Genomic DNA, 13,258 nt, shown 5'->3' on the forward strand with positions numbered 1-13,258 from the left:
CGGGGTTTTGAGCGTTCAAGCGGATTGATCAGCGGATATTGAGCAGGGTTTTCAGGGTATTGCGCGGGGGATTGATCGAGGAGTTGCTGTATTCGAACCAGCCTTGGGCCTCGACATTCAGGTCGAATACATAGATGTAGCCCATCAAGGTGCCCGCGCCATTGCAGGTCTCGCTGACGTTGCCGACCTGGCACACCGGCGTGCGCTGGCCATTGAGCACCGCGCCGTTGAACAGGCCGACAGGGTTGTTGCCCAGGCCCACTTCCATCACCGACACCTTGGTTGGCCCACGGTGCGCGCACATCTGCGTGGTGCTGGTGCGCTCCGGGATGGTTTCGGTGCACTTGGCCGACTCGACCTTGAATACGCGCACTTCGCTCAAGGCCGGTGCAGTCGCGCCCCACACCGGTGCCGCGCCCAGCCACAGGCCGAGACAAGGGATCAGAGCTAGACTCCACGCGGTGGCTTTTTTCATGCTGTCGATGACCCGGTATTGAACGTCGGCGCAGTATGCCTCAAGGCCATGCGCCATACAGCCTCGGCTGCTGGTATGATGCGCCGCTTTTTCCGATCCTCTCTGAAACCAAAGGCGCTTGGCGCAGTTTGTGCTTTGACTTAGAGGTCAACAAATCACGACGCAAGATAGCGTCACAGGGAGCAGGCATGCTGGAAAAGCTGTTTCAACTCAAGGCACACAACACGAACGTGCGCACCGAGATTCTCGCGGGCATCACGACATTCCTGGCCATGGCCTACATCCTGTTCGTGAACCCGAGCATCCTCGGCGAAACCGGCATGGACAAGGGCGCGGTGTTCGTCGCAACCTGCCTGGCGGCCGCCATCGGTTCGACCGTCATGGGCCTGATCGCCAACTACCCGATTGCGCTTGCGCCGGGCATGGGCCTCAACGCCTTCTTTACCTACACCGTCGTGCTGCACATGGGCCATACCTGGCAAGTGGCGCTGGGTGCGGTGTTTATTTCGGCGGTGCTGTTCTTCCTGCTGTCGATCTTCCGCATCCGCGAGTGGATCATCAACGCCATTCCCCTGCCCCTGCGCTCGGCGATTGCCGCCGGTATCGGCCTGTTCCTGGCGCTGATCGCGCTGCACAACGCCGGCATCGTAGTGAGCAACCCGGCCACCATGGTTGGCTTGGGTGACCTGAAACAACCGGCACCGATCCTCGCCACGCTGGGCTTCGTACTGATTGTTGCGCTGGAAGCCCTGGCCGTACGCGGCGCAGTGCTGATCGGCATCCTGGCAGTCACCATCGCCTCCATCGTGCTGGGCTTCACCCCGTTCATTGGCGTGACCTCGATGCCACCGTCCCTGGCCCCGACATTCCTGCAACTGGATATCAAAGGTGCGCTGGATATCGGCCTGGTCAGCGTGATCTTCGCCTTCCTGTTCGTGGACCTGTTCGATAACTCCGGCACCCTGATCGGCGTCGCCAAGCGCGCCGGCCTGATGGGCAAGGACGGCCACATGCCGAAAATGGGCCGCGCCCTGATCGCCGACAGCACGGCCGCCATGGCCGGCTCGCTGCTGGGTACCTCGACCACCACCAGCTACATCGAATCGGCCGCAGGCGTGAGCGCCGGTGGCCGTACCGGCTTGACCGCCATCGTGGTAGCGATCCTGTTCCTGCTGGCCTTGTTCTTCTCGCCACTGGCTGCCAGCGTTCCGGCCTACGCCACCGCGCCGGCGCTGCTGTTCGTCGCGGTGCTGATGACCTCGGGCCTGGCGGAAATCGACTGGGATGACATTACCGTTGCAGCGCCGGTGGTCATCACCGCCCTGGCGATGCCCTTCACATACTCCATCGCCAACGGCATCGCCTTCGGCTTCATCGCCTGGACCGCCATCAAGCTGCTTTCGGGCCGCTACCGTGAGCTGAACCCAGCGCTGGTGATTCTGTCGATTCTGTTCGTGATCAAGCTGGGCTGGTTCAACGCATGACTTTTGACGCCGCAAGCTACACCGCTCAACTGCAAGACAAGGTCACGCGCTTGCGTGACCTGCTGGCGCCGTTCGACGCGCCCGAGCCGCAGGTCTTCGACTCACCGCTGCAGAACTTCCGCCTTCGGGCGGAGTTCCGCCTGTGGCGCGAAGGCGGGGATCGCCACTACGCAATGTTCTCCCAGGACGACAAGCGCACGCCGATCCTGATCGAAGAATTCCCGATTGCCAGCCAACGCATCAACCAGTTGATGCCGCAGCTCAAGGCCGCCTGGCAAGCCAGTGCCGCCCTGAGCCACAAGCTGTTCCAGGTGGAGTTCCTCACCACTCTGGCCGGCGATGCGATGATCACGCTGTGCTATCACCGCCCACTGGACGAGCACTGGCAAACGGCTGCGAACAAGCTGGCAACTGACCTGAACGTGAGCATCATCGGCCGCTCCAAGGGCAAGCGCGATGTGATCGACCACGACTACGTGGTGGAAAAACTCGACGTGGGCGGGCGCACCTTCAGCTACCGCCAACCCGAAGGCGCCTTCACCCAGCCCAACGGCACAGTGAACCAGAAGATGCTCAATTGGGCATACGAAGCACTGGGCGATCGTCCGGATGACCTGCTGGAGCTGTACTGCGGCAACGGCAACTTCACCCTGCCGCTAGCCACCCGCGTACGCAAAGTGCTGGCCACCGAAATCAGCAAGACCTCGGTGAATGCAGCCCTGAGCAACCTCGATGAAAACGCGGTGGGTAACGTCACCCTGGTGCGCCTCTCTGCCGAAGAGCTCACCCAGGCACTGAACGAAGTGCGCCCGTTCCGTCGCCTGCACGGCATCGATCTGAAGAGCTACGAATTCGGCAGCGTCTTCGTCGACCCGCCCCGCGCCGGCATGGACCCGGACACCTGCGAACTGACCCGTCGCTTCGACAACATCCTGTACATCTCCTGCAACCCGGAGACACTCGCAGCGAATATCGCGCAACTGCATGACACGCACCGGATCACCCAATGTGCAATGTTTGACCAGTTCCCGTGGACACACCATATGGAGTCCGGGGTGTTACTGACCCGGCGGTAATTCCACGTCCTCGGGTTCTTTCTTGCGCGGTCGGCCGCCCTTCTTGCCATTGGCTCGGGCGGCGGCGGATTTGGCAGCACTGCTTTTGCGACCGTTGCGGGACGCTACCAGGCTGGTGGCCAAGTCCATCAACGGCTTGCTTGTGGCAATCAGGCCAGTGATCGAGACATCCAGATCCCGGGCTTCACAGCAAAGCGCCTTGCCACCAAAGCCGACCTCCAACTGCTGAAAATCCTCCAAGCAAAACCCCTTGAACTCCGGCAGACCAGCCACAGGCAGCACGACGCGACTGCCGTCGCTGAAGCCAATGGAGATGCAGTTGTCTTCGTAACGCACATTGCTGGCGTTGGCGTGCAGACGCTTGAGCTTGCGCCCACGGGCGATTGCCTTGTCGACATCAGCTTCGGTGAGCGGTACATAAGGTATGACTTTGGCTTTTATGATTTTCATAAATTAATCCCCACGCAATCCGGTGCTCTTACCAGATTCAAGATTGTCCGTTGCTCGATTACGTCATGCCAGGCGTTTGCGATGACATAGACACCAGGCCGAATGATCAACCCAGGAAGCACTTCACCCGCGTCCCAGTCCCAGGAATGATTTTCCAGGCAGACCGTTTGCAGGTTTTCCCACCACATCCTGCGGGCCCGCGCCAAGTAATGCCGCTGCATCATTGCCTCGCGTATCTCGTTCAGAACCGCCGTGGGCGGCCGCCTCCGGTCAGGCTCAACATCCCACAGCTCCACATCCCCATTCAGAAAACTGAAACGAAAGCGTGCATCCCAGCCCTTGCCCCTGACATGCACATGAGGCGGGCAATGCTCATCCCTGAGAAAGACCGAAATTACATATCCCTTGTAAGCCGCTACTCTCAGCGTAACCCATCCGTTAGGTTATTTTCCGTCAGGTAACAGTTTTCCCAGTGGCACCCGACAACCGGCTCCCAACTCCCGGAGCTTTTTCACAGACTAGTGACGATAAAAAACCCGGCGAATGCCGGGTTGTAACCACTCATGCCGAGGGCTGGAAATACCCCGCCAACGCCCGCAAGTCCTGCTCGCTGAGTAACCCCGCGTAATACTTCAACTGAATCCTCGCAAGCAAATACGCATGCCGCGCATTCGCCAGGTCACGGCGGGCGGTGAACAGTTGTTGTTCGGCGTCGAGCACGTCGAGGTTGACGCGCTCGCCGCCACTGACGCTTTTCTTCGTCGCGGTGACCAATGCCGTGGCGGAGCTGACGGCCATTTCATAGGCGCGCACTTTCGCCGCGCCACTGGTGTTGAGGTTGAACTGTTTGCGCAACTCCACCAGGGTGGCCGAGGTTTGCGCGTCCAGTTCGTACTGGGCCTGGCTCAACTGATTGCCTGCCTGACGGGTAGACGCCGACACCGAACCACCGGCGAACAGCGGCAAGCTGACCTGGATGCCGACGCTGTTGGTGTCGTACTTCTGGTTGTAGCTGCTTTCCGAATCGGAGCTGGTCTGCCGGCTGCTGGCGTACAGGCTGACCTTGGGCAGGTGCCCGGCACGTTTGCGCTCCACTTCGTAGGCCGCCACGTCCAGCGCGTGATGCTGGGATTTGAGCTCGGGGTTGTTGACCATGGCCATTTCCCGCCAGGTCTCGAAACGGTTCGGCTCCAGGGGCGGAATGTCGAATTGACGGGTCAGCGGCGCCAGCGCCTCGATCTGCAGCGGTTGGCCGACAATGGCTTCCAACTCACGCAGGGCACTGTCCTGGGCGTCCAGGGATTCGATTTCTTCGGCCTGGGCCAGGCTCAGGCGCGCCTGGGTTTCCAGCACATCGGTGCGCGTGCCTTCGCCACCTTTAAGCAGGCGGTCGTTGAGTTGCAGGCGTTCGGCAAATGCGCGCTTCTGGGCGCGGCTCAGTTCGATACGTTCCTGGGCCAGCAACGCCTGGCTGTAGGCGCTGAGTACCCGCACCGCCAGTTCCTGGCTCTTGCCACGAAAGCGCTCATCCGCCATCAGCGCCTGGGCCGTGCCTTGGCGAAACCGCGCATAGGCTTCGTAATCCAGCAGTGGTTGTTGCAAGGTCAGGGTCGAAGCATAGCTGCGGTAGTCGCGGTCGCTGGTGACATCACCCGCCGTCACTTCAGATTCGTTGCGAGAGTTGTTGTAGCTCCACGACAGATTCGGCAGCAACGCCGCCCGGCCGATCACGCGATTCTCTTCACCGGCCTCACGCTCCTGAATGGCGGCCTGAAAGGTCGGGTCATTGCGCAAGGCCAGATCGTACGCATCCAGCAAACCCAGCGCCTGCGCCGCGGGTGTACAGCCCAAGCACAGGGTAAACAGCAGCGCCTTCATTCTTCCACCAGGGCCATATGGGTGCGGTCCAGCAAGGGCTTGAACAGGTAATTGAGCATCGAGCGCTCACCGGTCTTGACGAAGGTTTCCACCGGCATGCCGGGGCGGATCTGTACGCCGTCGAGTTGTTGCATGCCCGCCGCACTGACCTGGGCACGCAATGTGTAGTAAGGCTCGTCCGTGCGCTCATCGACCTGGCGGTCGGCGGATACCAAGGTCACCTCGCCCGCCACCCGTGGCGTGGTGGCCTGATTGAAGGCCGAGAACAGCAACTCCACCGGCAAACCGGGGTGCACTTTGTCGACCATCTGCACCGGCACCCGTGCTTCCACCAGCAGCGGCTCGCCCTGGGGCACGATGTCCATCAGCGCCTGGCCGGGCTTGATCACGCCACCTTCGGTGTACACGTCCAGCCCCACCACCACGCCGGACGCGGGCGCGCGTACCAGGCTGTTGGCCAGCTCGAATTCGGCCGAGGCCAGGCGATTGCGCAGGTCGTCGCTGCGGGTGCGGGTGTCGGCCAACTGGCCGCGCAGGTCTTTCTGGAAGTCTTCGCCGAGCTGGCGGATGCGCAAGCGCAGTTCAAGCACCTGGCGCTGCAACTGGCCGATGCGGCCGTAGTCTTCGGCGATGGTGCCGTCTACCTGGGCGTACAGGCGCTCGCTGTCGAGCAGGCGATTGCGCGGGATGTAGCCGTCGCGCGCCAGTTCGCGCAGGCCTTGCAGTTGCTCATTGAGCGCCGCCCGTTGCTGCAACTTGCTCGCCTGGGAATCGCGCGTGCCGCGCAACTGCGCTTCAGCCCCGGCGATGGTCTCGCGCAGGCCTTGCTGCTCGGTGGCCAGCGACTGGGCGCGGCTGTTGAACAGTTGCCGTTGCAGCTTGAGGGTGTCGGCCGCCTCCGGTTCGTTCAGCAGTTCAGGGCCGAAGGTGATCGCAGGCAACCCTTCGCTTTCCGCGCTCAACCGCGCTTCGCTGGCCAACGACGCCAGGTACTGGCTGCGCAGCGACTGCATCTGCCCGCGCAACGGGGTTTCCTTCAAGCGCAGCAACACTTGACCGGCGTTGACCACCTCACCGTCGCGCACTTCGATACGCTCGACGATGCCGCCGGTAGGGTGCTGCACGGTTTTGCGATGGCCCGAAACCATCACCTTGCCGGACACCGCCACACCCTTGTCCAGCGGCGCCAACGCCGCCCAGCCGACAAACCCGACAAATCCGCCGAGCACCAGCAGCCAACCCAGGCGCGAATATTGTTTGTCGTCCAGCGCCAGCACGTTATTGGCCGCGTCGCTGACCAACACCGGTTTATTCATGTTCATGCCTGTTTTCCTTCACCGAGGCGGTAACTCATGCTCATGGCCGACACCGGTTTGCTGGCTGCGGGTTTGTGCCGCGCTTCCAGCACCCGCGCCGTGGGGCCGAAGGCCTGCAATTGGCCGTCCTTGAGGATCAGCAGTTGGTCGGTCAGGCTCAGCACATTGGCTTTGTGGGTGATCAGAATCACGGTGCGACGCTGCTGCTTGAGCTGGGCGATGGCCTGGAGCAAGGCCTGCTCGCCCACTTCGTCGAGGTTGGCGTTGGGTTCATCCAGCACGATCAGCGCGGGCAAGCCATACACGGCACGTGCCAGCGCCACCCGTTGTTTCTGCCCGCCGGACAGGCCTGCGCCGCCCTCCCCCAACACCGTGTCGTAGCCTTGGGGCAGTTGCAGGATCAGTTCATGCACGCCGGCCATTTGCGCGGCGGCAAGGACGTTGTCGGCATCCAGCTCGGCAAACCTGGCAATGTTGTCGGCGATGCTGCCGGCAAACAGTTGGATGTCCTGGGGCAGATAGCCGATGTGCGGGCCGAGTTGCTGCTTGTCCCACTGGGTCAGGTCGGCACCGTCCAGCCGCACCTTGCCGGCCAGCGGTGCCCAGGCGCCCACCAGCACCCGCGCCAGGGTGGACTTGCCGCAGCCCGACGGCCCGATCACACCCAGCACTTCACCCGCTGGCAGATTAAAGCCAAGGTTGGCCAGCGCCGGCCGACGGCTGCCAGGGGCCCAGGCGCTGACCTGCTCGACGCTCAACTGCCCCTTGGGCACCGGCAGGCTCATGCGTGCCGGCCGCGCAGGGTTGTCCGCCAAGATCTTCGAGAGCCGCTCAAAGGCCAGGCGCGCCGAGCCCCATTGCTTCCACACGCCGATCATTTGGTCGATGGGCGTGAGCACCCGGCCCATCAGGATCGAACCGGCGATCATCATGCCTGGCGTGATGTCGCCCTGCACCGCCAGCAACGCGCCCAGGCCCAGCACCAGGGACTGCAACGCCAGGCGCACGCCCTTGGACCAGGCACTGACGGCGGCGGTCTTTTCACTGGCCAGGTTCTGCTGCGCGAGAAATGCCTGGTGCTGGCTGAACCAACGCCCGCGCAAGGTGGCAAGCATGCCCATGGCTTCGATGGTGTCGGCATTGCGCAGGTTCGCGGTGGCCTGCTGGCTGGTGCTGATGGACAGTTGGCTGGCCTGGGCCATCGGTGCCTGGCTGACATGGTGATTGATCCACGCCAGGGCAATCAAAATCACCGCGCCGCCCAGGGCCAGCATGCCGAGCCAGGGATGGAACAGGAAGATCACCAGCAGGTACACCGGGAACCACGGCGCATCGAAGAACGCGAATAACGCCTGGCCGGTCGCGAACTGGCGCAGCGTGGTCAGGTCATGCAGCGCCTGCCCCGCCGCCTGCCCCGACGCCTGGCTGCCGCCCTTGAGTTGCGCCTCGAACGCGGCGTCGTATACGCGCTGGTTCAAGCGCATGTCCATCTGCGTGCCGAGGCGGATCACCACCTGGCTGCGCACCCACTCCAACGCGCCCATCAGCCCGAACAGGCCGAGGATCATCAGCGTCAGCATCAACAGGGTCATCTGATTGCCGGAGGCGAGCACCCGGTCATACACCTGCAACATGTACAGCGCCGGGGCGAGCATCAGCAGGTTGATCACCGCCGAGAACAGGCCGATGTTGAAGAAGCCACTTTTATAGGCCGTGAGGGCGGCCAGGGTTTCGTTGCCGGCGTGGCGCATCTGGAGGTTCTCGTGGGGTTAAGCGTGCAGCGTCGCCGCGTTGACAGGCGATACGACGCTGCGCAGAATTCGGCACCGCCGTCGCCGGAAGAGTTAGAAGGCTTGGGCGACGGCGGTGTGTCATGTGGCGAATGGGAGAGCGATCTTCCATTCGCTTTTTTCCTGCAGCAGCCGGTTCAGGCGGCGAGTGCCCAGTCCTGGGCCACGTCTTGTACACCCACCAGGGCAACGTCGCTGGACACTGCGCTGGCGTGTGCCGCCAGGCCCGCAGACACTTCGTCGAAGGTGCTGGCAGTGGACAGGCCAAAGTCGTCGAGCAGGTTGTTGAGTACGGTTTCCAGCGCGGCGGTATTGCCCTGCATCAAACCGTAGATCACGCTTTGGACCTCGTTGCCCGCCCGGCCTGCAGCCTCGGCGGCGCTCAGGTCGAGGCCGTTGAACGCGACTTTGAAGTCGCTCAGGCTGAAGTCGCTGCCACTGCCGCCGCCCAGGCCTGTGCCCAGTTGCACATTATCCAGGTCGCCCCACAGGTAGTGGTTCAGGTTGCTGCTGGCAGGCAGCGACGGGTTGAACACATAGTGCAGGCCATTGCTGGTGTCGCTGTCGGCGATGAACGCGTATTCGGAGTTGTTGGCGCCGTGGGTCGAATACTGATCGCCGCTGAGGGTGCCGTTGCTGAAACCACCCGTGTTACTGGTGCCGTGACCTGCGGTGTTGAACCCCACCGCCCAGGCACTCAGGTAGTCCGATACCGACAGAGAACCCAGGCCCGAATCGTAGCTAACAGAAATAGTCATCACTGAACCTCGTTAAACAACGTTTTTGATGAACACGCCGGTGCGGCGTGCCTTTTTGCCCACCCATGGGCAAAACCGTTAATCAGCTGCCCGCGCACGCTGATCAGAATTTGTATTCCAACATTCCGCTCAGGGTTCGCCCGCGTGCCAGGCTGAGGTTGTTGGCGTCGCCCATGGCAACGAAATAGGCTTCATCGGTGGCGTTTTCCAACGCCAGGGCAATGTTCAGTTGATCCGTCATCCAGTAACTGGCGTACAGGTCATAGAGCGTGTACTTGGGCCACATCGCCTGATCCATCAGTTCGTAGCCCTGCTGATTGAGGTTTTCGCCGTTGCCCGAGCTGTAGCGCACACGTACACCGGTATCCAGGCGTTTTTCCAGAAAGCGCGCACCCAGCGTCAGCGAGCCGCGATCGGCAGGCATGTACGTGGCGTTCCCCATGATTCGCCCGCAGCTTTCCTGGTTGTTGGCGACGTCGTCATCCAGCACTTCATAAGTGGTGACCGGCCGTATGCTGATGCGCCCATCCGGCAGTGTGAAACGCTCCAGGCGCGTGGTTCTGGGCCCGGTGGTCTTGGCGCCGCCCATGTAGTAGTTCTTCGAGCAGAACTCATTGCTGCCGATCATGTGGGTGTAGCTGAGGTTGGCGTATGCGCGCCCCATGTCGTAATTGAGCTGGTATTCGACCCCGCGAAAGCGCGTCGGGTTGGTGTTATTGACGTACGCCATGGTCCCGAGAAATCCACCCACCTGGGTTTCCGGCAAGCTGACGCTGGTGTTGAGGAAAGAGAAGTTTTCAATCCGGGTATCGAAGTAAGCCACTTTCATGCCGAGGCGATCGTCACTGAAGAACAAGCCTTCCTTGAAGACATTCATGCCCACTTCCCAATCCCGCGATTCTTCAGGCTTGAGGTACGGGTTGGGGAAGACGCGCTCTCCCGAACCGCCGCCATGGGGGCGGCCGGTCATGAAGGTTTCGGTGACCGCCGGTGGCCGCCAGCCCTTGCCCCAACGGGTATAGAGTTGCAGCCAGTCCACGCCCGGTTTCACCGCGAGACCGAAGGTGGGGGAAAACTGGCCTTCTTCACGGTCAACCTCAATCACTTCCGCGACACGCCTGGCGCCGACGAGGCTGTTGTAGAAGCGATCACGCCGGTACAGCGTCATGCCGGTTTCGCCTTCAAGCCGATAGCGGTCATAACGCAGGCCCGCATCCAGGGTCAGCCAGCCGCCATATTCGTACTGCGCGTTGTTGAACAGGCTGGCGATGGTGCGTTTGCCTCCTGGAGTACTGCCCTCTGCGTAAGGCAACAAGCCCAGGTTGTTGGTGGCTTCAACTTTGTTGGTGCGTGGCTTGAACTCGTCCTGATACAGCTCCACACCGTAGTTCCAGGTGACATGCCCTCGCTCGCCGAAATCAAACCGCGAGGTGTTGTCACCCTGCAGGCCCCAGGTGTCGGTCTGGAAGTGATCGGTGTAGGCACCGACGTAGTTACCGGTGCCTGGCGACGACTGGTTGGGGCTATTGCCGCGATCCATCTGGGTGGTGACGTAATAGAGCTTGGCCTTGAGATCGATCAGCGCGTTGTCCGGGCTGTAGCTGTAGTCCAGCGCAATGTTTTTCGCATTGAGATTGTTTTTGCTGGCGCGCACGTAATAGGTGCTTTGAAGGTCATCGGCGATATAGCCCCAGGCATCGTTACTGTCGGTGTCGCTTTCCAGGTAGCTCAACTGCACACGCTGGTCGTTGGGCAAGTTCAGGCCGAACTTGACGATCTGCGAGCGGGTCACGCTGCCGGTGTCACCGACTTCGCTGTTCAACCAGTCGTCGAAGGCCGCCGGGGCGTACTTTCGGGCCCGCAGGTTGGTGCCCAGGTTGTCGTCGTTGTGCTTGCCGGCGCGGTAGTTGCCAAAATGCCGCTCGCTGTAGCCCAGCAACACATCGCCGCGCTCATCGCCAAAGGCGAATACGCCGCTGCCGTTGAAGTCGGTGCCGTTGCCCAGCTCACCAATGCCGCTGCCGGCACGCAGGCGGCCGCCGTACTCCTTGCCGTCTTTGAGAAACTCACTGGCATCCAAAGTCTTGAACGAGGCAATTCCGCCCAACACCGCTGCCCCGCCCTGCCCCGACTGGCTGCCCTTGTCGATCTCGATGCTGGAGATGAACTCCGGGTCGATCAGCATGGTGCCGTTACGTTGCTGGTGGCCATTGACGTTGAAGTTCTGGCGCATGCCGTCGATGTTCATGTTCACGCGGCCGTAGTCCTGCACGCCGCGAATGTTCACCGAGAGGCCGGGGTCGCGCTGGTTCACTGCGGTGTAGACGCCGGCGGTTTCTTCAAGCATGTCGGCGGCGTGACGGGGCGGGCGTTTATCGATCATGTCACGGCTGATCACGGCCACGGACTTTGGGGTCTGGTACACCCAGTCACTGGCCTGGCCGTTGGTGTTGCCGGTGATGGTGGTGGTGCCAACGGTCATGGCGCCGTCGTGATCATCGCTGACGCGGTTGAGGGTCACCTGGCGCTCGCTGGTAAAGCGATATTCCACCGGCGCGGCGCCGAGCAAACGGCCCAGGCCTTCCTGAACACTGAAGCTGCCTTTGAGCGCGGTGCTGCTCAAACCTTGCAGGCGCGGGCTGTCGAACAGCACCTGCAAACCGGCCTGGTCGGCAAAGGCCAATACGGCACTGCCCAAGGACTGCGCAGGAATATCGAACGTCAGCACGGCGGGCTGGGCCGCGCCCACTTGAGGCGCCGCCGCGTACACGGATGACGTTGCGGCGAACAGGCCCAAGTGGATGGCCAGGGCTAACCGGCTACCGGTGATACGCCCCTTGGTGAGTGCTGACATTTCTGGCTTTCCCTACGCTGATCGTATTTTTGTTTATGCGAATGCTTCTCACATAGCAAGACGTACGAGGCGCAGGAAGTCAGTAAGGTTTTTTTAAAAGTTTTTGTGCGAGGGGTTTCAAGCGGGTGAGAGCGCGACTCCCACCGGGTCATCAGTAGATGAGGCTGAGGCCTGCCAGGTCCAAGCGTTGCACCTGGAGTTCCCGAGTCAGGGTGCCGAGGGCCGTGTCGAGCATGTCGAGGCGGAACACACCGCTGACTTCACGCTCGCCCAGGTCGGAATGGGTCAACACCACCTGGCCGGGCCGGTAGCGGTTGAGTTGTTCAATGACCTTGGCCAGCGGCTGGCGATCAAAGATCAACACGCCGCGCCGCCAACTGGTGGCACGGTCGACATCAAATTGATCCAGGGGCACGATGCCCTGTTCGGGGCTGAAGCGCGCGGCCTGGCCCTGCTTGAGCACATGATCGCTCGGGCCTTTTTTCGGTGTGGCGTGCAGGGAGACTTCAACGCTGTGTTGCAACACGCCGACCCAGCCGTGGCGGTCGTCCTCGCGCTGCACCACAAACCGCGTGCCCAACGCCTGCGTCTGCCCGCCGGCGCTCTGCACCACAAAAGGCCGGGTTTCCTTACCCACCATCGGCGCCACGTCAAAAATCGCCGAACCCTGGATCAGGCTGATGCGCCGCTGCACGCCGTCGTAGTCCAGGCGGATGGCGCTGGCGGAATCCAGCTCCACCGTGCTGCCATCGGCCAGGTGCACGGTGCGCACTTCACCTTTTTGGGTGACGTAATCGGCCTGCATGCGCAGCCAGGCGTCCGGCCCGCGCACCCAGCCCACGCCGGCCACCACCACAACCAGCGCCACCGCTGCCGCACGTTGCCACGGCCTGCGTCGCGGGGTTCGGCGCGTCGGCGGCATCGCCGACGACGGACGCTGGCGATGCGCCGGTTCGTCCTTATGCACCTCGCCCAACGCCGCCCAGGTCCGCTCGGCATAACGCAATGCCCCTTCATGGCGGCTGTCGCAGGCGATCCATTGGCGCAGCTCGGCCTGCTCCTGGTCGGTCAGGGCACCGGCGTGCAGGCGCACCGCCCAATCGGCGGCCGCCTCGGTAATGCTGTGCTGCTGCGGACCCTGGCTATTCACGTGTGAATCTCGAATTTTTCGTTATAT

The 13,258-nt window shown here is 62.1% G+C and carries 11 protein-coding genes; 2 read left to right on the forward strand and 9 right to left on the reverse strand.

Annotated elements, in window-relative coordinates:
* Positions 1 to 28: 28 nt before the first annotated feature.
* Entirely contained in the window at positions 29 to 475 is a 447-nt protein-coding gene (locus tag NDJ82_RS08315) for a DUF4879 domain-containing protein (RefSeq protein WP_158877898.1), read from the reverse strand.
* A 188-nt stretch (positions 476 to 663) separates the two neighbouring features.
* Between NDJ82_RS08315 and NDJ82_RS08320 the strand changes: the two genes are divergently transcribed.
* Both NDJ82_RS08320 and trmA read left to right on the forward strand, forming a co-directional pair.
* Positions 664 to 1,959 (forward strand): NCS2 family permease, encoded by a 1,296-nt coding sequence (locus NDJ82_RS08320; RefSeq protein WP_099584731.1) that lies wholly within the window; start codon positions 664 to 666, stop codon positions 1,957 to 1,959.
* Complete coding sequence (gene trmA / locus NDJ82_RS08325; protein WP_250925295.1) at positions 1,956 to 3,035, forward strand: tRNA (uridine(54)-C5)-methyltransferase TrmA; 1,080 nt, start codon at positions 1,956 to 1,958, stop codon at positions 3,033 to 3,035. The genes NDJ82_RS08320 and trmA overlap by 4 nt, the downstream gene beginning before the upstream one ends.
* Here trmA and NDJ82_RS08330 read toward each other — a convergent pair.
* The 8 genes from NDJ82_RS08330 to NDJ82_RS08365 form a co-directional block, all read right to left on the reverse strand.
* Complete coding sequence (locus NDJ82_RS08330) at positions 3,018 to 3,485, reverse strand: DUF2442 domain-containing protein (RefSeq protein ID WP_191959258.1); 468 nt, start codon at positions 3,483 to 3,485, stop codon at positions 3,018 to 3,020. The genes trmA and NDJ82_RS08330 overlap by 18 nt on opposite strands.
* Positions 3,482 to 3,910, reverse strand: a complete 429-nt coding sequence (locus NDJ82_RS08335; protein WP_112196807.1) for a DUF4160 domain-containing protein — start codon at positions 3,908 to 3,910, stop codon at positions 3,482 to 3,484. The genes NDJ82_RS08330 and NDJ82_RS08335 overlap by 4 nt, the downstream gene beginning before the upstream one ends.
* A 136-nt stretch (positions 3,911 to 4,046) precedes the next feature.
* On the reverse strand, positions 4,047 to 5,363 hold the full coding sequence (locus NDJ82_RS08340) for a TolC family outer membrane protein (RefSeq protein ID WP_112196808.1): 1,317 nt from the start codon (positions 5,361 to 5,363) through the stop codon (positions 4,047 to 4,049).
* Complete coding sequence (locus NDJ82_RS08345; RefSeq protein WP_250925341.1) at positions 5,360 to 6,679, reverse strand: HlyD family type I secretion periplasmic adaptor subunit; 1,320 nt, start codon at positions 6,677 to 6,679, stop codon at positions 5,360 to 5,362. Before NDJ82_RS08345 ends, NDJ82_RS08340 begins: the two co-directional genes overlap by 4 nt.
* Before the next feature lie 2 nt (positions 6,680 to 6,681).
* A complete protein-coding gene (locus NDJ82_RS08350; protein ID WP_250925296.1) occupies positions 6,682 to 8,430 on the reverse strand; it encodes a type I secretion system permease/ATPase in 1,749 nt (582 codons plus the stop codon).
* Between the two features lie 176 nt (positions 8,431 to 8,606).
* Positions 8,607 to 9,227 (reverse strand): heme acquisition protein HasA, encoded by a 621-nt coding sequence (locus tag NDJ82_RS08355; RefSeq protein ID WP_250925297.1) that lies wholly within the window; start codon positions 9,225 to 9,227, stop codon positions 8,607 to 8,609.
* A 103-nt stretch (positions 9,228 to 9,330) separates the two neighbouring features.
* Positions 9,331 to 12,081: a TonB-dependent receptor gene (locus NDJ82_RS08360; RefSeq protein ID WP_250925298.1), complete on the reverse strand. Its 2,751-nt coding sequence runs from the start codon at positions 12,079 to 12,081 to the stop codon at positions 9,331 to 9,333.
* A 151-nt stretch (positions 12,082 to 12,232) separates the two neighbouring features.
* On the reverse strand, positions 12,233 to 13,231 hold the full coding sequence (locus NDJ82_RS08365) for a FecR family protein (protein ID WP_250925299.1): 999 nt from the start codon (positions 13,229 to 13,231) through the stop codon (positions 12,233 to 12,235).
* Between the last annotated feature and the right edge of the window lie 27 nt (positions 13,232 to 13,258).

This window comes from Pseudomonas sp. SR18 (assembly GCF_023701505.1).
GTDB classification, from domain to species: domain Bacteria; phylum Pseudomonadota; class Gammaproteobacteria; order Pseudomonadales; family Pseudomonadaceae; genus Aquipseudomonas; species Aquipseudomonas cyclaminis.